This is a genomic window from Streptomyces sp. NPDC093094, assembly GCF_044754345.1.
Classification (GTDB): Bacteria; Actinomycetota; Actinomycetes; order Streptomycetales; family Streptomycetaceae; genus Streptomyces.
Map to the genome: position 1 here is coordinate 298,901 of NZ_JBIVOX010000006.1, position 20,864 is coordinate 319,764.

Genomic DNA, 20,864 nt, shown 5'->3' on the forward strand with positions numbered 1-20,864 from the left:
TTACCGAAGCGGGACCTACGGCGGCCCCGCGTGACCACGGGGGTCGCCGGACTGCTCCACCAGGCGGGCGAGCTCGACGCGGGAGCGGACGCCCAGGGCCGCGAAGACGTTGCGCAGGTGGTAGTCGACCGTCCGGGTGCTGACCGACAGGATGCGGGCGACCTCCCGGTTGGTGGCGCCGTCGGCGACATGGCGGGCGATCCGGCACTGCTGGGGCGTCAGCCCGGCCAGCGCTCCGGCGGCTGCGGGGCCCGGCGCCGTGCCGTGCGCCCTCAGCTCGGCGCGGGTCTGATCGGCCCACACCCGGGCGCCGCAGCTCTCGAAGCCGACCAGGGCCGCCCCGAGCCGGTCACGGGCCTCGCGCAGCCGCCGGCGGCGCCGCAGCCATTTGCCGTACAGCAGCTCCGTACGGGCCCGCTCGAAGTCGCCGACCGTGCCCTCGTGCAGGTCCAGCGCCCGCGCGTACAGGACGTCGGCGGTGTCCGGCGGGGCGAGCAGCGCACGGCAGCGCAGCAGCTGGGCGGGGGCCTGCGGGTCGGCCCCGAAGGCCGCCCAGGCGGCGAGGTCGTCGAGGGCGGGGCGGGCGTCGGCGGGACGGCCGGCGAGGGCGGCGGCCTCCACGAAGCAGGGCACGGCGAGCATCCACACCGCGAAGTGGCCGCGCCGGGGGCCCGGCCGCACCAGCGGGCCCAGCCGGTCGGCGGCCTCCAGGGGGCGGCCGCGGCCGAGGTCCGCCCGGCCCAGCGCCCACTGCGCCAGGGTGGCCGTCTGCGCCAGCCCATGGCGCCGGGCCGTCTCCAGCGCGGCCGTCGCGTGCGCGGCGACCACGTCCGTCTCCCCCTCGATCGACGCGGCCAGGGCGAGTACGGCGTGGTGTCCGGCCGCGATGTTGCGCTGTCCGGCGTGCCGCGCCGCGCGCAGCCCCTCCTCGGCGTGGGCACGGGCCTGCGCGTGCCGTCCGCTGCGCAGCTGCGCGTAGGCCAGGAACTCCAGCGCCGGCCCCGCGGCGGCGCTCCCCCCGTCGGCCCGGGCCACGGCCAGCGCCCGCGCCGCGGCCCGCGCGGCGGCGGCCATGTCCCCCACCACCAGCGCGGCCACCGCCGCCCGCAGCAGCCCCTCGGGCTTCCCGCGCGCCAGGGCCGTCTCCCCGAACCTCCTCAGCGGCCCGACGGCTCCTTCCCGGTGCCCCTCCAGGACGGCCCGGATCCCCCGCCGGTAGTCGTCCAGGGGCTGCCGCCGGGACACGGCCGGGGCCGCCGGGGCGGGGCGGTCGTCGGCCAGCGCCTCCAGGCAGCCCAGCAGGTCGCCGGCGCCCCAGGCCGCGTCCGCCGCACGGGTGGCGGCGGCGCGGGAGAGAGCGGGGTCGGCGAGGAGGGCCGCCGCCGTCAGCAGGGACTCCCGGGCCACGGCCACCGGGCCGTCGAGCAGCCGGGCCGTGCCGCGCAGGAGCTCCGCGCGGCCGCGGACGGCGTCGGGCAGGCCGTGCCGCGCGGCGGCGTCGGCCAGGCGCAGCGCGTGCCGGGGCAGCCCGGCGCCGAGTGCCGTCTCGGCCGCGGCGACACGGCACAGCGCCCCCGCCGTCCCGTCCGCGGTCAGCTCGGCCGCGCGGGCGTGGGCGAGTGAGCGGGTCCTCAGCGGGGCCGCGCAACCGGGGTCGGCCGCGGCCGCGGCCAGCTCGGCCGCGAGAGCGGGGTCGGGCCCGGCCGTCGCCCAGGCCCGGTGCAGCAGGGCCCGCAACCGGTCGCCCGTCTCCTCCAGCGCCTCGGCGAGTGCCCGGTGCGCGCGCCGCCGTCGCCCGGGCGCCGCCCGGGCGTACACGGCCCTGCGCAGAACGCCGCCGCCGAACCGGAGCCGCCCGTCGGCGAGCACCAGCACCCCGGGCACCGGCCCGGCCGGCTCTCCCGGCGAGCCCGCCCCCACGCCGCGAACCCCCGCGCACTGCTCCCCGGCACCGGCACGGCCGACGGGCGCGGCCGCACGGTCACCCGCGGCCGGCCCGGACACCCCGGCTCCCGCTCCGCACGGCAGCCCGGCGAGTCCCGCGCGGGGCGGCTCCCCGGCACCGGCACGGCTGTCCGGCCCGGCCGCACGGTCACCCGCGGTCCGGGCGGACACCGGCCCGAGCAGCTCTCCGACCGGCGGCGTGCCCGCCCCGGCCTCACCGCACGGCAGCCCGGCGAGTCCCGCGCGGGGCGGTCCCGCGGCGCCGGGGAGGTGACCGTCCGGCGCGGTCGCGCGGTGCGGGGAGGTGCGTGGGACAGGGCCTTCGGTGCCGGCCGGTTCTCCCGTGGCCAGCCGTTCCAGCGCGCGGGCGATCACGGCCGCGTCCTCCGACTCCTCCGGTGCGGCCCGCAGGGACGCCGCCGTGACCAGCAGCAGGTCGTCGGTGCGCGCGGGGAGTCCGCCGAGGTGGTGTCCGGCCACGGCGGTGAGGGTGCCGGTGTCGGTCAGGGGGCGGGGCAGGGGCAGGCGGCCGCTCAGCTCGGCGGGCGAGAGCCGGCCGGCCAGGGCCAGCAGCAGGGCCGGGTTCCCCTCGGCCTCCTCCAGCAGTTCCTCCCGTACGGCCGGATCGACGGCCGGGCCGGTCAGGTCGTCCAGCAGGGCGGCGGCGGCCGGGGGCGGGAGAGGGCCGAGGCGGGCGGCCGGCAGCGCGGCGAGTTCGTCCGGCGCGGGCGCGGCGACGGACAGCAGGAGCCCGATCCGGTCCGGCTCGGCGAGCCGCCGCGCGGCGACGGCCAGCTCCGCGCGCGAGGCGGCGTCCCACAGGTGCGCGTCGTCCACGCAGAGCAGCAGCGGCTCCCCGGCGGCGGCCGCGCGCAGCACGGACAGCAGCGAGCCGTCCGGCGCACCCGCCGCGGCGCGGGCGACCGCGCGCAGTCCGTCGTACGGGCGCCGCTCGCGCGCGCGGTCGGCGCCCAGCCGGATCACCGGCCCGGAGGTGAAGGCGCGGGCCGCGTGGTCGAGGAGGACCGTGCGCCCGGTCCCGGGCCCGCCGGTCACGACGAGCGCGCCGGGCCGTTCGCGGAGCCCGTCCAGCAGCGCGGCCACAGCACGCAGATGCGGGCCCCGCCCATGAAGGCGCGGGGCCCTGCCGAGGGTCGTCGCAGGTCCGGTCATTCCCGCGAGGCTACGTACGGGTAACCGCGGCCGGAAGGCGTACGACCGTGCCGCCGGTGCCCGCCCGCACGCCTCACCTGGCGTTTCGGGCGGGCTCCCGCGCGCGCTCTGTGCCGGCGCCCAGGGCGGGGGCCCGGCGGCCGTGCGCCGGCACAGGCGCGGGGGCCGTCAGGAGCGGTGCGGGCAGTTGCCGCGGTACTCGTCGATGGCGAGGCTCGGTGACGGCAGCGGGCACAGGAACTGCTCGTAGCGGGTGTCGTTGTCGATGAACCGCTTCAGCCAGGAAACGCTGTACTTCGCGATCGTCGTGTTCGACGAGTTCGGCGCGAAGTGCGTGGCGTTGTTGAGCTCCAGGTAGGCGCGGTCCGTGCCGGACGGCAGGCTGCCGTAGAACGGCTCGGCGTGCGAGGCGACCGGCGCGATCGTGTCGGCGTCGGCTCCGAAGATCAGGGTCGGGGTGGAGACCTCGGGCCAGGTCTTGTCGAGGTTCCACGGGGTCATCGGGATCGCCGCCTGGAGGGAGGGGCGCGACTTGGCGGCCTCCAGGCTGCCCCCTCCGCCCATGGAGTGCCCCATCACGCCGAGGCGGCTGCTGTCGATGCGGGAGCGCACGGAACTGCGCTCGGTGAGGTAGTCCAGCGCGGCCAGCAGCTGGCGCCCGCGCGAGTCGGGCTGGTCCAGGGTGGTGAGGGTGTCGATGGTGAACACCACGAAGCCCTGGGACGCCAGCCGGGGGCCCAGCCAGGCGATGGAGGACTGGGTCCCGGTGTAGCCGGGCGAGACGGCGATCGCGCCGAAGGTGCCGTCGGAGGTGCTGGTCGGGTAGTAGACGGTGCCGCCGCCGAAGCCGGTCACCACCAGCGAGGACACCGACGTCTCGGAGACCGCGTAGGGGCCGCGCAGGGCCTCGATGCTCGCGACGGTCGGGGCGGGGCCGCGCTCGTAGGGGTTGTCCGCGGCGTGGGCCCCGGGCCCGGCCAGCGTGCCGAACCCGGCGACGGCCGCCAGGGCGGCGACGGTCGCGGCGAGACGGCGGCCTCTGCGGGGCTTGCGGGAGGTGTCGGACGGAGCGGGGGTGTGGGGGTGCTGCACGACGAGTCGTCCTCTCTGCCGTGGATCTCGGTGGGGTTGCGTGCCAGCCACTGTCGGGGCCCCGGCCGCCCGCGCCACCGGCGAAATCACCGGTCGTGCGTCCTTGCGCCCCCCGGCCGCCCGTACCGAGGGGCTGGGCCTGCGGCGGGGCCGTGTGGCACGCTCGCCTGCGTACCGGTGGCCCGGCCGCCGGTCGCTCGGCACCGTGGAAAGGCGGCGGTATGCGCATCGGACTGCTCGGCACCGGACCCTGGGCGCAGATGGCCCACGCGCCCGCTCTGGAGGCTCACCCGGAGCTCGACTTCACGGGCGTGTGGGGACGCCGCCCGGACGCGGCCAAGGAACTGGCGGGCCGGCACGGGGCACGGGTGTACGACGACGTGGACGCCCTCCTCGACGACGTGGACGCCGTGGCGGTGGCCCTGCCGCCGGGCGTGCAGGCCGAGCTCGCGGTACGGGCGGCCCGCGCGGGCCGGCATCTGCTGCTCGACAAACCGCTGGCCGCGACGGTCCCGCAGGCGCGGGCCGTGGCCGAGGCCGTGCGGGAGTCGCAGGTGGCGTCGGTCGTCTTCTTCACGACCCGGTTCCGGCCCGAGGCGGCCGCCTGGATCTCCGAGCAGGCCGCCGAGGAGGGCTGGTTCACCGCGCGGGCGCAGTGGCTCGGCTCGGTCTTCAGCGACGCGGGCAGTCCGTTCGCGCACTCGCCGTGGCGGCGGGAGAAGGGCGCGCTGTGGGACGTCGGTCCGCACGCGCTGTCCGTGCTGCTGCCGGTGCTCGGGGACGCGGTCCGGGTGGCGTCCGCCGCGTACGGCCCCGGCGACACGGCGCATCTCGTCGTCGAGCACGAGGGCGGCGCGTTCAGCTCGCTCACCCTGAGCCTCACCGCCCCGCCCGCGGCGGCCGGCACCGAGGTGGAGCTGCGCGGCGCGGCCGGGGTGGCACGGCTGCCCCACGGGGGCGACGGGCCGGTGCCCGCGCTGTCCTGCGCGGCGGACGCGCTGCTGGCGTCCGTCCGCACGGGCCGGCCGCATCCGTGCGACGCGGCGTTCGGACTGCGGGTCACCGAGATACTCGCCGAGGCGGAAGCCCTGCTCAACACCGACGAGGACTGAGCGGACCGAGAGGGCCGGACAGGACCGGCCGGGGGCCGCGGCGGCAGAAACCCGGGCCGCCCGTGCCCGGACCCGCCGGAGACGACGGCCGCCGGTTCCGCCGGCCGCCTGAGCCCGCAGCCGGCGGACCCTGCGGCCGCGGGAGCCCTCGCCCACCGGAGCCGGCGCCTTCGACGGCCCCCGGCCGCGGGGACCGGCGACCGCCGGAACCCGCGTCCGCCGGCTCCTGCGGCCCGCGGGGAAATCCGGTGGGTGCAGATCCGGTCGCTGGAGGCGTACAGGCTTCGAGCCGATCCCGGCACCGGAGGACGTACGGACGCCCGAGGACGTACGGACGCCCGAGGACGTACGGACGCCCGGGGACGTACAAGCACCAGGGACGCACAGGCGCCGGAGGCGTACGGGCTTCGAGCCGATCCCGGCACCGGAGGACGTACGGGCGCCCGGGGGCGTACGGACGCCGGAGGCGTACGGACGCCGGAGGCGTACAGGCACCAGGGACGCACAGGCGCCGGAGGCGTACGGGCTTCGAGCCGATCCCGGCACCGGAGGACGTACGGACACCGAAGGCGTACAGGCACCAGGGACGCACAGGCGCCGGAGGCGTACAGGCTTCGAGCCGATCCCGGCACCGGAGGACGTACGGGCGCCGGGAAATGCGCTTGGTGCCTCCGCCGCGTGCCTCTATCGTGGCGCGATGCCCACCCAGGTGATCTTCCTCAACGGCGGTTCCAGCTCCGGCAAGTCCGGCATCGTGCGCTGTCTCCAGGCCGTCCTGCCGGATCCCTGGCTCGCCCTGGGCATCGACACCTTCGTCGACGCGCTGCCCGCCGCGCTGCGGGAGTCCGACGCCGGCTTCGGGGTCACCGAGGACGGCCGCGTCAGCGTCGGCGACGTCTTCAGGACGCTGGAAGCGGCCTGGATGGAGGGAGTGGCCGCGACGGTCCGCGCGGGCGCCCGGGTCGTGGTCGACGACGTCTTCCTCGGCGGCGCCGCCTCACAGCAGCGCTGGCAGAAGGCGCTCGGCGGTCTGGAGGTGCTGTGGGTCGGCGTGCGCTGCGCCCCCGAAATCGCCGCGGGCCGTGAGCTGGCGCGCGGCGACCGTGCCGTGGGGATGGCCGTGTCACAGGCCGAGCAGGTGCACCGGGGTGTGGCCTACGACGTCGAGATCGACACCGCCCGCACCGAGTCCCTGGACTGCGCGAGAACGATCGCCGCCCGGGTGCGGTGACAGGGCCCGGGCCGGCCCGGGCTCGTCGCTCCACCGGAACCGGGCCGTCTCCTCCCCGGCGTGCAGCAGGAACCCGGGACCGGGGGCGCCGGGGTCACCCGGCGCCGGATCCCGTCGTGGGCCGTCTCCCCTGCCTCCGCCTCGACGCCGTCGTCCCCGGCGGCCGAGGCCGGTTCCGGTGGGAAGCGGCCCGGCAGCCGGGAGAGACCGGCCTTCTCGGCACGGATCCCGCCGAGGGCCTCGCTGTCGCTCGGCACGCGCCGGACCTCGTCCCCGAACCTCACGGCGCCTCCCCCGATCATGCGGCCTGACGTCCCTTCTCCCCGTCCTCCGGATGCACACCTGGCCGAGCCGTTGAATGGTGTTAGTGGACCCGATGACATCTGCGGGCCGCAGCACACTCCCTGACCGGAGGAGCACCGATCATGTCTACTTCACAGCCCGAAGCTTCCCAGCCCGAGGCGGCCTGGGGTCCGGACCGCGCCACTCCGGACAAACTCCTCCACGCCCGCACCGGCGCCGATGTGTCGCCGGAAGACATCGTCCTCGCCTCGGGCAAGGACCTCACCCCGAAGACCATGGAGTGGGCCAAGCGGAAGCTGGCGCAGGAGGGTCCCGCGGCCCTCGACAAGCTGCTGCCCTGAGGCGGCGGGGCCGGGGAGGGCCAGCGGGCTCTCCCGGGCCGTCCCGGGGCTCCTCGGGCGGGTCCGGAGCCAACGGCCGCCGTGCGCCTGCCCGTTCACCCTTCCCGAACGGCCGTCCGCCCTGCCAGACTCCGGTGGATGCCCGACTTCGACATGCTCGTCCTCGGATCCGGACCCGGTGGCCAGAAGGCGGCCATCGCCGCGGCCAAGCTCGGCCGCCGGGTCGCCGTCGTCGACCGCCCCGACATGGTCGGCGGGGTCTCCATCCACACCGGCACCATCCCCTCCAAGACACTGCGCGAGGCCGTCCTGTACCTGACCGGTCTCAGCCAGCGGGACATGTACGGGCAGAGCTACCGGCTGAAGGAGGACATCACCGTCTCCGACCTGATCACCCGCACCCACCATGTGGTGAGCCGGGAGGTCGACGTCGTCCGCAGCCAGCTCGCCCGCAACCAGGTCGCGCTCTTCTCCGGGACCGGGCGGTTCGTCGACGCCCACACCGTGGCCCTGCGCGAGGCCGGCGGTCACGAGCGGCGGATCAGCGCCGGGCACATCGTCATCGCCACGGGGACCCGCCCGGCCCGGCCGTCCAGCGTCGCGTTCGACGGCCGCACCGTCATGGACTCCGACAACGTCCTCTCCCTGGAACGGGTTCCGCGCTCCCTGGTCATCGTCGGGGCGGGCGTGATCGGCATGGAGTACGCGTCGATGTTCGCCGCGCTCGGCAGCAAGGTGACCGTGGTGGAGAAGCGGTCCGGGATGCTCGACATGTGCGACGTCGAGGTCGTGGAGTCCTTGAAGTACCACCTGCGCGATCTCGCGGTGACGTTCCGGTTCGGGGAGACGGTCGCGGCCGTCGAGCGGCATCCGCACGGGGCGCTGACCGTGCTGGAGAGCGGCAAGAAGATCCCGGCGGAGGCGGTGATGTACTCGGCCGGGCGGCAGGGCCTGACCGACGGGCTCGACCTGGAGCGGGCGGGGCTGAGCGCGGACGCCCGCGGCCGGATCACCGTCGACGAGCACTACCGCACCCAGGTGCCGCACATCTACGCAGTCGGCGACGTCATCGGCTTCCCGGCGCTGGCCGCCACGTCGATGGAGCAGGGCCGGGCGGCCGCGCACCACGCCTGCGGGGAGCCGGTGGGCCCGATGCACGACCTCCAGCCGATCGGCATCTACACCATCCCGGAGATCAGCTTCGTGGGCCGGACGGAGGATCAGCTGACCGAGGACAGCGTGCCGTTCGAGGTGGGTGTCTCCCGCTACCGGGAACTGGCGCGCGGCCAGATCATCGGGGACTCGCACGGTGTGCTGAAACTGCTGGTCTCGCCCGAGGACCGCACCCTGCTGGGCGTGCACTGCTTCGGCACGGGCGCGACCGAGCTGATCCACATAGGCCAGTCGGTGATGGGGTGCGGGGGCACGGTGGACTATCTCGTCGACGCCGTCTTCAACTACCCCACACTGGCCGAGTCCTACAAGGTGGCCGCCCTGGACGCCACCAACAAACTCCGCCAGCTCGACCGGCTCACCGACTGACCGCCCACCGCCCGCCGCCCGCCGCGGTCCGCCGGGGCCCGTGGCGGGCGTCCCGGAAGGCCGCCGGAGGTCACAGCGCCCGGCGCCGCACCAGGACGCCCAGCACCAGCAGGCCCGGCACCAGCGGCAGCCAGACGGTGAGCAGCCGGTAGCCGAGCACGGCGGAGGCCGCGGCGGCGGCCGGGGCCCCGGCCGCCGTGAGGGCGAGCGCGAGCACGGCGTCCAGGGAGCCGAGCCCGCCGGGCGTGGGCAGCAGGGCGGCGGCGCTGCTCGCGGCGAGATAGAGCAGCGCGACCTGGGCCGGCGGCAGCGGCAGCGCGACCGCCTGGGTGACCGCGATCAGCGTCGCCGCGTGCAGCAGCGCGAAGGCCAGCGAACCGCCCCACAGGGCCACCGCACGGGAGGGCCGCGCGTGCACCTCCCGGATGTCCGCGCGGACCGCCGCCAGCGCCCGCCCGCAGCGTGGTCCCAGCGGGCCCCGCAGCAGCACCGTGACGCCCACGGCGACCACCGGCAGCACGGCCAGTGCCGCCGGCGGGACGCCCGGCACCTGGAGGACGCCCGGGCAGGCCAGGGCCAGCGCGGCGATCAGGACGCCGCGCGCCACGGCGCTCGCCGCGGCCTTGACCCCCAGCGCGGTCGCCGCGCGGGCGGCGGGCAGGCCGCAGCGCATCAGGAAGCGCAGGTTCACCGCGCTCGCCCCGAGGCCCGCGGGCAGGACGTGGTTGGCGGCCGAGGCCGCGAACTGTGCCGCCACCAGCCGGCCGACGGGAAGCGTCCGCGCCACCGCGCCCTGCTGGGCGAGCGCCGCGCACCCCCAGGTCAGCACGGTCGTGGTCACCCCCACCCAGAGCCACCCCTGGTCGGCGACCGCCAGCCGCAGCGCCCCGCTCTCCAGCACCGGCCAGTGCCGGTGGGCGAGGAACACGGCCGTCAGCACGACGGCCAGGGATCCGGCGGTGCGCCAGTGGGCACGCCGCCGGGCGGGGACCGCGGTGGTGATCTGCTGTGTCGTCATACGGCTCTGCCCTCCCGGACCGCCAGGGCGGCGATGGCATACGGCTGCCCTCTCATACGGCTCTCCCCCTCATCCGTCTCCGCCCTCCCGGACTTCCGGGGCCACGTACAGGTCGAGGCCGGGCAGCCGGTGGGGTGTCCAGGTGCGGGCATGGCGGGGCGGATCGCCGCCGGGCGGGCTCAGGGCGGCGACGGGGATGCGGCGGGCGGTGTCCAGGACGGCCGCGTCGGTGGTGTTGGCGTTGTGGCCGCGGGTGTTGCCGGAGGCGCAGCCCGTGTAGTAGGCGATCGGGATGGCCTCGAAGCCGGTGAGCAGACAGGGTGGGCGGACGCCGAGGGCGTGCAGCCGGTCCGCGGTGCGGGCCCAGTCCCGGCGGTCGTCGGCGGTGCGCTCGGCCACATGCCGGGCGACGGCCAGCTGGACGGCCAGGTGTCCGGCGAGCCCGAGCGCGACCAGGACCGCGACGGCCGGACGCCAGGTGCCGCGGGCCCCGCGCACGAGGTGCCACAGCGCGTCGGCGACGGGGATCGCGATCAGGGCGTAGGCGGGCAGCAGGAAGCGGGGCGCCGCGTAGCCGATCATGAACAGGTACGGGAACGCCGCCGTGAGGGCGCAGGCCAGCGGGACGAGGGTGCGTTCGGCACGCCGGGCGCGGACCGCGACGAGGACGCCGGACGCGGCCAGCAGCGGCAGCGCGAACCACCAGGCGGTGATCAGGGGGTTGGGCAGGTCTCCGGTGCAGGGGCGGCACAGGGTGCGGCCGGCGAGCCCGCGCAGCTGGTCCGCGACGGCGAGATTGCGGCCGAGGCCGCCCTGGATGCGGGACGCCTCCGCGAGGCGTTCGGCGAGACCGCCGTAGCTGACGTACGCCTCGATCACCCACTCGGCCGCCCCGGCCGCGAGGCCCGCGAGCAGCGCGGCGAGCAGCCGCGGGCGGCGTACGGCCAGGGCCAGGACGAGCAGCGGCAGGGTCGCCCAGACCGCGTCCGTGGGCCGCATCAGCGCCATGAACGCGGCGCTGCCCGCCACGCCCCACAGGGCGGCCCGGCCGGCGTGTCCCGCGCGGATCCGGAGCACGCAGCCGGCACAGACGAGAGCGCCGACGGCGACCCAGTAGTTGGGCATGGCCTGCGGGCCGTAGAAAAGGGTCACCCACAGGGAGGCGAACAGCGCGCCCGCGGTGGCGAGGACGCGTTCGGGGAACAGGCCCCGCCAGACACGCAGGCCCAGGTAGAGGGCGAGTGCGGCGAGGACCGCGAGGTAGACGCGCAGCAGCGGCAGCGACGACGACCAGGAGGCGACCGGCGCGACCAGCAGGGTCACACCGCGGGCGCGGGGCGCGCTGAAGAAGGCCGCGGGGGCGTGGTCGCCGATCTGGCTGACGTAGACGATCTCGTCCCAGCCGAGACCGGTCGGCGGCGGCAGAAGGACGAGCTGGACCAGGGTGAACGCGCAGGCGACCAGGGCGGCGGCGCTCGGCCGGGCGAGACGCAGGGCTGTGGCGCGGGTGGCGCTCGCGCTGTCGGCCATCGGCCTGCCTCTCCCCCACGGCTCGCGCGGCTTGCCTCGTACGGACGGATGTCAGGGAAAACAAGCAAAAAGTAACCCAGTGCCGACCGGTGTGCAGATCGCTGTACGGCCAAGTGCCCGACGGAATCCGGACATGCCGGGGCCCCGCGGACCCGTGAGGGCGGGTGCGCGGGGCCGTGGGGCGGGTCCGGCGGGCGGGTCAGCGGTCGTTCGGGCGGCGGTGTGCGGGCTGCTCCGGTGCCGGGTGCACGGCCGGGGCGGGCACCGCGCGCACGGTGGGTCCGTCGGTGCCGACGGTGAGGACCTCGCCGTGGTGGCGGATGCGCAGGGGCTGCCCTTCGAGCAGGGTGTACGTCGCCTTGTCCTGGCCGATCTCCACGCGCAGCCGGCGGCCGAGGAGCTGGAGGGAGAAGGCGAGGCGGCTGAACCTCTCCGGCAGCCGGGGGGCGAAGCGCAGCCCGTCGGCGTCCCCGCGCATGCCGCCGAATCCGGCGACCAGCGCCATCCAGGTGCCGGCGAGGGAGGCGATGTGCAGCCCGTCGCGGGTGTTGTGCTCCAGGTCCTGGAGATCCATCAGCGCCGCTTCGGCGGTGTAGTCGTAGGCGAGCTTCAGATGGCCGGCCTGGGCGGCGATCACGGCCTGGCAGCACGCCGACAGGGACGAGTCGCGGACGGTCAGCGCCTCGTAGTAGGCGAAGTTGCGGGCGATGTGCTCGTCGTCGAACCGGTCGGGGCAGGTGTACATCGCCAGGACGAGGTCGGCCTGCTTGACGACCTGTTTGCGGTAGAGGTCGAAGTAGGGGAAGTTCAGCAGCAGCGGGTACTGGTCGGGGGTGGTGCCCTCGAAGTCCCAGCGCTGGTGGCGGGTGAAGCCGGCGTGCTGCTCGTGGACGCGCAGTTCGCGGTTGTAGGGGATGTGCACCGACTCGGCGGCGTCGCGCCAGGAGGCGCTCTCCTCGTCGTCCACGCCGAGCAGCGCGGCCTGCTTCGGGTGGCGTTCGACGACCGCGGCGGCGGCGAGCAGGTTCGCGCGGGCCATGAGGTTGGTGTACGTGTTGTCGTCGACGACGGCGCTGTACTCGTCGGGGCCGGTGACGCCGTCGATGTGGAAGGTGCCGTGCGGGTCGTGGTGGCCCAGTGAGCGCCACAGCCGGGCGGTCTCCACCAGCAGTTCGACGCCGGTCTCGCGTTCGAAGTCGGTGTCGCCGGTGGCGTTGACGTAGCGCAGCACGGCGTCGGCGATGTCGGCGTTGACGTGGAAGGCGGCGGTGCCGGCGGGCCAGTACGCCGAGCCCTCCGAGCCCTCGATGGTCCGCCAGGGGAACGCGGCGCCGCGCAGTCCGAGCTGGGCGGCGCGCTCGCGGGCGGCGGGCAGGGTGTTCTGCCGCCAGCGCAGGGCCTCGGCGACGGCGTCGGGCGAGGTGTAGGTGAGCAGCGGCAGGACGAACGTCTCGGTGTCCCAGAAGGCGTGGCCGTCGTAGCCGGAGCCGGTGAGGCCCTTGGCGGGGATGGCGCGCTGCTCGGCGCGGGCGCCGGCCTGGAGGACGTGGAAGAGCGCGAAGCGCACGGCCTGCTGGATCTCCTCGTCGCCGTCGACCTCGACGTCGGCGCGGGCCCAGAAGTCGTCCAGGAAGTCCTGCTGGTCCTGGAGCAGGCCGTCCCAGCCGCTGTGCCGGGCGGCCGCGAGCGCCGCGTCGACCTGGTCGCTCATGGCGGGGCGGGAGCGGGCGCCGGACCAGCCGTGGGCGACGAACTTCTCCACGCGCAGGGTCTGTCCGGGCTCCAGCACGGAGGTGACGGTCAGCCGGGCCACGTCCTCGTTGCTCTCGCTGCCGCTGGTGATGCCCTCGGGGCCGGTGACGACGTGGTCGGCGGCGACGGCGACCCTCAGGCCGCTGTTGCGGGTGCGGTGCACCAGCCGCAGCCGGGAGCCGGAGGCGAAGTCCTCCTCCGGCTGCAGCGGCGACTTCAGGGTGACGGCGGCCCGGGGGTCGCCGCCCGCGGCGGGCAGGGACTCGTTGGCGACCAGCTCGGACTGGATCACCACCCGGGCCCGCGCGTCGACGGGCTCGACCTCGTAGGCGACGGCGGCGATCGCCCGCTGGGTGAGGGAGACCAGCCGGGTGGAGCGGACCCGGATCGTGGAGCCGGCCGGCGAGGTCCACTCGCAGACCCGGGTGAGGACGCCGCGGCGCAGGTCCAGGGTGCGCTCGTGGGAGACGAGCCGTCCGTAGCGCAGATCGAAGGGCTCGTCGTCGACGAGGAGCCGCAGCACCTTGCCGTTGGTGACGTTGATGACGGTCTGCCCGGACTCGGGATATCCGTAGCCCGCCTCGGCGTAGGGCAGCGGGTGCACCTCGTGGACGCCGTTGAGGTAGGAGCCCGGCAGCCCGTGCGGCTCGCCCTCGTCGAGGTTGCCGCGCCAGCCGACGTGACCGTTGGACAGGGCGAACACGGACTCGCTCTGCGCGAGGACGTCGAGGCCGAGCGACGTCTCGCGGACGGTCCAGGGCTCGACGGTGTACGAGCGGTTGGTTATCACGCCTTGTCTCCCAGTTCGGCGAGGTCCTGCACGACGATGTCCGCGCCGTGCTCGTACAGGGCGTCGGTCTGGCCGACGCGGTCGATGCCGACGACGTAGCCGAAGCCGCCGGAGCGGCCGGCGTCCATGCCGGCCTGCGCGTCCTCGAACACGGCCGCCTGCTTCGCCTCCAGGCCGAGGTCGTGCGCGGCGGCGAGGAAGGTGTCGGGGCGGGGTTTGCCGGGCAGTCCGCGCTCGGCGGCCACGACCCCGTCGACCCGGACGTCGAAAAGGTGCTCGGCGCCGACGGCGCGCAGCACGTCCTGGCAGTTGGCGCTGGAGGACACGATCGCGGTGCGCATCCCGTCGGCGCGTGCCGCCTCGATGTAGCGCAGGGTGCCGTCGTACGCCTCGACGCCGCCGGTGCGGATCTTCTCCAGCAGCAGCACGTTCTTGCGGTTGCCCAGGCCGTGGACGGTGACCGCGTCCGGTGGATCGTCGGGTCCGCCTTCGGGGAGTTCGATGCCGCGCGCCGCCAGGAAGGTCCGTACGCCGTCCGCGCGGGGGCGGCCGTCGACGTGCTCGTCGTACTCGGCGACGGCGTCGAACGGCCGGAAGTCCGGGCCCTCTCGCTCACGCAGATACGCGTCGAACATCTCCTTCCAGGCGGCCGCGTGCACGGCGGCCGTCTTGGTGACGACCCCGTCGAGGTCGAACAGGCATGCCTGGATTCCTTCGGGGAGACCGAGATCCGTCATGGTGCCCATGGTTCCCCGCGAGAGCGGCGTCAAGTGAGGGACGCGCGTCACAGCGGGTGTACTTCAAGACTTCACGGCGGGATCGTGTGCGCGGACGGGTGACACACTCCCTTCTGTGGCTGTGACCTTCGACGATCTGCTCGTCCGTGCCCGCGCCCTGGCGGCGGGCGGCCGCCGTGCCCTGCTGGGGATCGCGGGTGCCCCGGGGGCGGGCAAGACGACGCTGGCCGAGCATCTGGTGCGGGCGCTGAACGGGGACGGCGATCCCTGGGCGGCGCATGTGCCGATGGACGGCTTCCATCTGGCGGACGTGGAGCTGGACCGGCTGGGCCGGCGCGGCCGCAAGGGCGCCCCGGACACGTTCGACGCGGCCGGGTACGCCGCGCTGCTGCGCAGACTGCGGGCGGAGGCGGACGGTCCGGACCCGGTGTACGCGCCGGGGTTCGAGCGGGTGCTGGAGCAGCCGCTGGCGGGCGCGGTGCCCGTGCCGCCGTCGGCGCGGCTGGTGGTGACGGAGGGGAACTATCTGCTGCTGGAGACGGGCGCGTGGGCGCGGGTGCGCGCCGAGCTGGACGAGGTGTGGTTCTGCGCGGCGGCGGAGACCGAGCGGATCGGCAGACTGGTCGCGCGGCACGAGGAGTTCGGCAAGACCCACGAGGAGGCGGTCGCCTGGGTGCTCGGCACCGACCAGCGCAACGCCGACCTGATCGCGGCGACCCGGCACCGGGCGGACCTGGTCGTGCCGGGGACGGCGATGCCGGTGCCGTAGCTGAACGCGCGGGCGTCGCGGCGCGTACCTCACCTTCGGCGACGACGCGTACGACGGTTCCGGTCCCGTTGCGGCGGACGGTGCGAAGGTGGGGAAATGCGGTGGTCAGGGCTCCGGGGACACGGACGGTGGGGGGCGGCCCTCCTCGTGGTGCTGCTGTTGGCGCAGATGACGTTCGCCATGGTGACCACGGCGCTGCGGCAGACCCCGACCATCGACGAGCCGGTGTACGTGGGCACGGCCGTCGTCCAGTGGCGTGAGCACACCCTGCGCTACAACCCCGAACACCCGCCGCTGGGCAAACTGCTGATCGGCGCGGGCGTGGGTCCGGCGCAGCCGCGTCTGGAGCCGCCGCTGCCCGCGGACCAGGGTCTGCTGGGCCGGCGGCTGCTGTACGAGTCGGGCAACGACCCCTGGCGGGTGATGCTGTTCGCCCGGCTCCCGGTGATCGCGCTGACGCTGCTGTTCGGGCTGGTGGTCTTCGCCTTCGCCCGTGAACTCGCGGGCGTGGCAGGCGGGTTGGCGGCGCTCGCGCTGTACGCCTTCTCCCCCGACGTCGTCGCGCACGGCTCGCTGGCCACGCTGGACGTGCCCGCCGCCGGGTTCCTGCTGACGGCGGCGTGGCTGGCGTGGCGGGCGCGTCGCCGCCCGGAGGTGTACCTGCCGCTCGCGGGGGCGGCGCTGGGCGCGGCGGTGGCCACGCGGATGAGCGCGCTGGCGGCGGTTCCGGTGCTCATGGCGCTGGCGGTGGTGTCGGTGCGGCACGCGCGTCCGGGAGCCCGGGCAAAGGCGTTCGCGGGTGCGGGAGTTGTGGTGCTGACCGCGCTGGCCGTCGTCTGGGCGGCGTATCTGGTGGTGGATCCCCGGCTCAGGTGGGCGCCGCAGCAGATGCCCGACCTGCGGGGGCTGCGCGGGGTGCTGGTGGGGCTGCTGCCGCTGCCGGAGCCGTTCCGGGACGGGATGCGGCTCCAGTTCGCGCTGGAGAACCGGCCCTGGCAGGGCTTCCTCTTCGGCCATCTGTACGACGGCTCGCGGTGGTACTACCTGCCGGCGGCGCTGCTGGTGAAGACCCCGCTGGGCATGCTCGCGCTGTGGGCGGCCGGCGCGGTGGCCGTGGCGGCCGTGCCGCGGCTGCGGCCGGCCGCGCCGTACGTGCTGCTGCCCGCCGCCGTGCTGCTGCTGGCGGCGATGCAGGGCCACCGGGACTTCGGGACGCGGTACGTGGTGTTCCTGCCGATGTTCCTCGCGGTGGCGGCGGCCGGGGTGCTCGCGGCCGGCCGGCGGTGGGCGCCGGCCTCGGTGGCGGGGCTGGTGCTGCTCGTGGCGGTGAGTTCGGTGCGGACGTATCCGTTCTATCTGCCGTACTCCAACGAGGCGTTCGGCGGCCCGGCGAACACCCGGTTCCGGCTGCACGACTCCAACGTCGACTGGGGGCAGGACCTGGGGCGGCTGGCGGAGCGGCTGCGCGAGCGCTATCCGGGGCAGCGGGTGTGGCTGGTGTACAAGGGCAGCGGGGTGCCCGCCCACTACGGCATCGAGGCGGCCGATCCGCGCCGGGTGCCCGAGAGCCGCGTCCACGGGCTGCTGGCGGTCTCCGACTCCGCCGCCGCCAAGGCGAGGGGTCCGCTGGCCGAGCTGCTCGCGGACAGCAGGCCGGTGGAGGACGTGGGGCACTCCATCACGATCTACAGGCGTTGACCTCTGCCCGCGGGGTTCGAGGAGCCCTGGTCAGCACGGCCGGTGAGCTATGTTGAACGTCCGTGGGCAACAAAGGAGGCACACCGGTGCCATCGCCGCAGCAGGCACGTGCACAGGCGTCCGCGATCACCTCGGGGAAGGCGGTCTCGGAGGCCGAGGCCGCCCCTGCCTCACAGCTCAGGACACTGTTCGACAGGCCACGGCTGTCGCCCGGTCAGCGCCGGATCGCCCAGTACCTGATCGACCATCTCACCGAGGCCGCCTTCCTGTCGATCACCGACCTCGCGGAGCGGGTGGGGGTGAGCCAGCCGTCGGTCACCCGGTTCGCCGCGGCGGTGGGTTTCAGCGGCTACCCGGCGCTGCGCGAGAAGCTCCAGGCGATCGCGCTCGGCACCATCGGCGGCCCGGCGGTCGCGGAGGAGAGCGGCAACGAACTGCAGTCGGCGGTCGACGCGGAGATAGAGAACCTGGAGAACCTGCGCCGCGACTTCGCCGACCCCGCCCAGGTGATCGACACCGGCCGCATGCTGTCGGAGTCGACCCCGCTGACGGTCCTGGGCCTGCGCATCTCCGCCTCGCTCGCCGAGTACTTCGCCTACGCCGCCCGCCGGATCCATCCCGACGTACGGCTGGTCACCCTCGGCGGCAGCGTCGCCTACGACGCCCTGCTGCAGTCCCGCGAGGCGGGCGGCACCTGGGTGCTGGCGTTCTCCATGCCCCGGCACGCCCAGGAGACCCTGTCGGCGGTGCGGGTCGCGCGCGGGGCGGGCCTGCGGGTGGCGCTGGTCACCGATCTGGCGCTGGGGCCGCTGGCCGACGAGGCCGACGTCACCTTCGCCACCGGGACCGGCTCACGGCTGGTGTTCGACTCCTACGCCGCTCCGGGGGTGATGGCGGCGGCGCTGCTCCAGGCCATGACGGACGCGGACGCCGAGCGCACGCACGCACGCCTGGAGGAGTACGAGCAGGTCTCCGAGCAACATCAATTCTTCCTCAAGGACTGAGGACGCCCTTTCGGGCATTCGGGACCCGCGAACCGCTCCTTCGGCGCCTCTTCACCGCAAACCCGGCATGAATTTTTTCATGCGTATTGCATACCCGGCGGTATATATAAATACTGCACCGGACACCCGGACCGCCGTCTCCTACCCGCGTCGGCACCGCGGTGTCCGGTCGGGCCTCGCACTGCGCGAGCCCCCGTGGGCGGCCCCGGTCATCCCCTAGGCCGGGACCGCCCACGACCCCGTCGATTCCCCACGACGCCGCACGACCCGGAAGCGATGAACATGGCTTTGACGACGATGCGCACGAGCCCGGACTGGCCCTGCCAGGTCAAGGCGCCCGGCAGCTACGACTGGGAGCGCTCGGCCTCGAGGTGGCTGCGCGAACTGGTGCCGGCGCGCTACGCCAGCTATCCGGCGCTGATGCGGCACCCCGTCCTGCTGGCCCGGCACGCACAGATACAGGTGCAGCAGGAGATCCGGGTCGCCCGCACCGCACTGCAGACCGCCCGTGCGGACCTGCCGCGGCTCGGCATGCCGGAGTCGGTCATCGAGCACACCATCAAGATGTACGCCGCCGAGGTCATGCAGCTCCAGCACATCGCGCGCAGCGTACGGGCGGTCAGCGAGGCGCTGGCCGACCGCACGGCCGGGCGCTGACGCCCTTCTCAGAGATCGGCCGGGGCCATGCCCGGCCCGGCGGGCCGTCCGGCGCGCGTGGCCTCGTCGTGGGCGAGCAGCGACAGCAGCGCCGCCACCGTCAGTCCGGCCTCCGCGGGATGCCTCAGGGCCGTGCCGGGCTCGATGCGGTAGGTGTTGGTCCGGCCCGCGCGGGTGTGCGACAGATAGCCCGCGTGCTCCAGGTCCGCGATGATCTTCTGCACCGCACGTTCGGTGAGTCTGCAGTGGGCCGCGATGTCCCGGATACGGGCGGTGTGATCGTCGGCGATGGCGGCCAGCACGCGGGCGTGGTTGGTGAGGAACGTCCATCCTGTATGCGGCTCGGGCAGTCCAACCATGACCTCAGCATACGACCAGACATTCCCGCATACAAAAGCGCGAAATGAATTTCGTGCATCTCTTGACGTGCGATCGGGTCCGGGCCAGCCTGGAAGGGCTTGGGGCGGACAGTGGTCCGCAGTCGGAGCGCGAGTTCGAGGGAGAGGCGGAGATGCAGGAATCCGCGTACTCGGCGTCCTCGGCGAACGACACGGGCCGGACCGGACACCTGCCCGGACGGCTGACGGTGAGGACCCGGACCGAAGGCGACCGTCTGACCGTCATGGTGCGCGGAGAGCTGTGCCTCGACGCCGGCGGCGCACTGCAGGACGGCCTGTTCCGGGCTCTGGACGACTCGGTCTCGGGCCTGGACCTGGATCTGAGCGGCGTGGGCTTCTGCGACTGCTCGGGGCTCAACGCCCTGCTGCGGGTACGCAGACAGGCCCTGGCCGACGGCAAGAGCGTCACCGTGCGGGCGACCGGACCGGTGGTCGAGCGGCTGCTGGAACTGACCGGGACGGGGCCGCTGTTCACGGCGGACACCGAACGGGGCGGCGGGCCCGGGCCGGGCACCGAGGTGGCCCAGCTCCGCCGGGCCATGCGCACCCGGCCCACCATCGACCTGGCCCGAGGCGTCCTGATGGCCTCCTTCGGGCTGAGCCCCGACCAGGCGTGGGACGTCCTGGTGCAGGTCTCGCAGCACACCAACACCAAGCTGCACCGGCTGGCCGGGGAACTGGTGGAGGCCGTCAACGGCGGCCCGCCCTCCGAGCCCGTCCAGCGGGAGGTCGCCACGGCGGTGGCCCGCCTCTCGCACGGCGCGCGGCGCCTCGACGGGAACGGCTAGACCGCCAGGAAGCGGTGCAGGGACGCCGACATCGCGGCCACGAACGCGTCCTGGCGCTCGGACGGCAGGGCGTCCAGCGAGAGGTACGGGTTGAGGTCCTCCAGTTCCACCAGCAGCAGCTCACCGCCGGGCGCCCGGCAGGCGTCCACCCGCTGGATGCCGTGCTCCAGCCCGTTCCAGGCGATGAAGCCGCGCGCGAACTCCAGGTCCTCGGCGGTGGGCTCGTACGGCTGGAGGTCCCAGCGCCGGGCCGGGTCGGGAGCGTACAGGGCGTACTGGAAGTCGTGGTCGACGAAGTAGAACGACACCTCGTAGGCGAAGTCGATGTGCGGCTGGACCAGAACACCGCCGTCGGACAGGTCCGCCAGTTCTCCGGCGGAGACGATCCGCAGCCCTATGGAGTCGGCGCCGAGCCGGGGCTTGACCACGTACCGGTCCGCCGGCGGCAGCCGGTCCGGTCCGGCCGTGCCGTCGACCGTGGGGATGACCGCCCGGCCGGCCTCGGTGAGGTCCAGCAGATACTGCTTGCCCGCCATGTCGGCACGGCCGGTGAGCGGGTTGTAGACCCGTGTGCCGTCGCGCAGGGCGCGCGCACGGAAGTCGTCGTAGGCCGCCCGGTGGCCGAGGACGGGGCCGCTGTTGCGGACGACGACGGCGTCGAAGGAGCCCATCAGGGCGGCCGCGTCGCGCGGATGGCACAGCGCCAGGTCGAAGTCCTCCCGCAGCCGGGCGGTGAGCCGGATGTCCTCGTCGCAGTAACGCCGCCCGCGCGCCGGGTAGGCCAGGTCGGTGACGTACAGCAGACGGTGCCGGGCCTCGGGCATGCGGATCTCCTCGACGGTGCAGCGCCCGGGGCCGTCGCGCCGGGCCCGGTCAGGGTACTCGGGCGTCCGCGTCGGCCTTCGCGCAGGTGAGGGCCGATCCAGGAGCATACGAGTGCACTCAGTTCCCTCTTCAAGCGCACTGAGTGCCATCCGCCTCGTCC

The 20,864-nt window shown here is 74.8% G+C and carries 17 protein-coding genes; 9 read left to right on the top strand and 8 right to left on the bottom strand.

Features of this window, described 5'->3' with window-relative positions; translation table 11 throughout:
• Positions 1–15: 15 nt before the first annotated feature.
• Complete coding sequence (locus ACIQGV_RS14905) at positions 16–3,117, bottom strand: LuxR C-terminal-related transcriptional regulator (RefSeq protein ID WP_402494613.1); 3,102 nt, start codon at positions 3,115–3,117, stop codon at positions 16–18.
• A gap of 168 nt (positions 3,118–3,285) precedes the next feature.
• Positions 3,286–4,209, bottom strand: a complete 924-nt coding sequence (locus ACIQGV_RS14910; RefSeq protein WP_402494614.1) for a dienelactone hydrolase family protein — start codon at positions 4,207–4,209, stop codon at positions 3,286–3,288.
• 221 nt (positions 4,210–4,430) lie between these two features.
• Between ACIQGV_RS14910 and ACIQGV_RS14915 the strand changes: the two genes are divergently transcribed.
• The 4 genes from ACIQGV_RS14915 to sthA all read left to right on the top strand — a co-directional run bounded on the left by ACIQGV_RS14915 (position 4,431) and on the right by sthA (position 8,738).
• Positions 4,431–5,321 (top strand): Gfo/Idh/MocA family protein, encoded by an 891-nt coding sequence (locus ACIQGV_RS14915; protein WP_402494616.1) that lies wholly within the window; start codon positions 4,431–4,433, stop codon positions 5,319–5,321.
• Positions 5,322–6,018: 697 nt separating this feature from the next.
• Complete coding sequence (cpt, locus tag ACIQGV_RS14920; protein WP_402494618.1) at positions 6,019–6,552, top strand: chloramphenicol phosphotransferase CPT; 534 nt, start codon at positions 6,019–6,021, stop codon at positions 6,550–6,552.
• 425 nt (positions 6,553–6,977) lie between these two features.
• Positions 6,978–7,196: a hypothetical protein gene (locus tag ACIQGV_RS14925; protein ID WP_402494620.1), complete on the top strand. Its 219-nt coding sequence runs from the start codon at positions 6,978–6,980 to the stop codon at positions 7,194–7,196.
• A gap of 138 nt (positions 7,197–7,334) precedes the next feature.
• The gene (sthA, locus tag ACIQGV_RS14930) at positions 7,335–8,738 is read left to right on the top strand and encodes a Si-specific NAD(P)(+) transhydrogenase (protein WP_402494622.1); all 1,404 of its coding nucleotides are present in this window, start codon (positions 7,335–7,337) and stop codon (positions 8,736–8,738) included.
• 70 nt (positions 8,739–8,808) lie between these two features.
• Here the strand turns inward: sthA and ACIQGV_RS14935 are convergent, their stop codons facing one another.
• The 4 genes from ACIQGV_RS14935 to ACIQGV_RS14950 all read right to left on the bottom strand — a co-directional run bounded on the left by ACIQGV_RS14935 (position 8,809) and on the right by ACIQGV_RS14950 (position 14,565).
• Positions 8,809–9,756, bottom strand: a complete 948-nt coding sequence (locus tag ACIQGV_RS14935; protein WP_402494624.1) for a lysylphosphatidylglycerol synthase domain-containing protein — start codon at positions 9,754–9,756, stop codon at positions 8,809–8,811.
• Between the two features lie 69 nt (positions 9,757–9,825).
• Entirely contained in the window at positions 9,826–11,286 is a 1,461-nt protein-coding gene (locus ACIQGV_RS14940) for a hypothetical protein (RefSeq protein ID WP_402494626.1), read from the bottom strand.
• Between the two features lie 199 nt (positions 11,287–11,485).
• Positions 11,486–13,828 (bottom strand): glycoside hydrolase family 65 protein, encoded by a 2,343-nt coding sequence (locus tag ACIQGV_RS14945; RefSeq protein ID WP_402494628.1) that lies wholly within the window; start codon positions 13,826–13,828, stop codon positions 11,486–11,488.
• A complete protein-coding gene (locus ACIQGV_RS14950) occupies positions 13,825–14,565 on the bottom strand; it encodes an HAD family hydrolase (RefSeq protein ID WP_402494629.1) in 741 nt (246 codons plus the stop codon). Before ACIQGV_RS14950 ends, ACIQGV_RS14945 begins: the two co-directional genes overlap by 4 nt.
• Before the next feature lie 115 nt (positions 14,566–14,680).
• On the opposite strand from ACIQGV_RS14950, the gene ACIQGV_RS14955 reads away from it, so the two are divergent.
• The 4 genes from ACIQGV_RS14955 (at position 14,681) to ACIQGV_RS14970 (ending at position 18,693) form a co-directional block, all read left to right on the top strand.
• On the top strand, positions 14,681–15,334 hold the full coding sequence (locus ACIQGV_RS14955; RefSeq protein ID WP_402494630.1) for a nucleoside/nucleotide kinase family protein: 654 nt from the start codon (positions 14,681–14,683) through the stop codon (positions 15,332–15,334).
• A 96-nt stretch (positions 15,335–15,430) separates the two neighbouring features.
• Positions 15,431–17,032 carry a glycosyltransferase family 39 protein gene (locus ACIQGV_RS14960; protein WP_402494631.1) on the top strand — a complete coding sequence of 534 codons (1,602 nt, stop codon included), beginning with the start codon at positions 15,431–15,433 and terminating at the stop codon, positions 17,030–17,032.
• A gap of 86 nt (positions 17,033–17,118) precedes the next feature.
• Positions 17,119–18,036 carry a MurR/RpiR family transcriptional regulator gene (locus ACIQGV_RS14965; protein ID WP_402494633.1) on the top strand — a complete coding sequence of 306 codons (918 nt, stop codon included), beginning with the start codon at positions 17,119–17,121 and terminating at the stop codon, positions 18,034–18,036.
• 276 nt (positions 18,037–18,312) lie between these two features.
• Complete coding sequence (locus ACIQGV_RS14970; RefSeq protein WP_402494635.1) at positions 18,313–18,693, top strand: hypothetical protein; 381 nt, start codon at positions 18,313–18,315, stop codon at positions 18,691–18,693.
• An 8-nt stretch (positions 18,694–18,701) separates the two neighbouring features.
• Here ACIQGV_RS14970 and ACIQGV_RS14975 read toward each other — a convergent pair whose 3' ends face one another.
• Entirely contained in the window at positions 18,702–19,052 is a 351-nt protein-coding gene (locus tag ACIQGV_RS14975) for a helix-turn-helix transcriptional regulator (RefSeq protein WP_402494637.1), read from the bottom strand.
• A gap of 152 nt (positions 19,053–19,204) precedes the next feature.
• Between ACIQGV_RS14975 and ACIQGV_RS14980 the strand changes: the two genes are divergently transcribed.
• Entirely contained in the window at positions 19,205–19,879 is a 675-nt protein-coding gene (locus ACIQGV_RS14980) for an ANTAR domain-containing protein (protein ID WP_402494638.1), read from the top strand.
• Here ACIQGV_RS14980 and ACIQGV_RS14985 read toward each other — a convergent pair.
• Entirely contained in the window at positions 19,876–20,703 is an 828-nt protein-coding gene (locus tag ACIQGV_RS14985) for a hypothetical protein (protein ID WP_402494640.1), read from the bottom strand. The two genes, ACIQGV_RS14980 and ACIQGV_RS14985, sit on opposite strands and share 4 nt — an antisense overlap.
• Positions 20,704–20,864 lie beyond the last annotated feature (161 nt).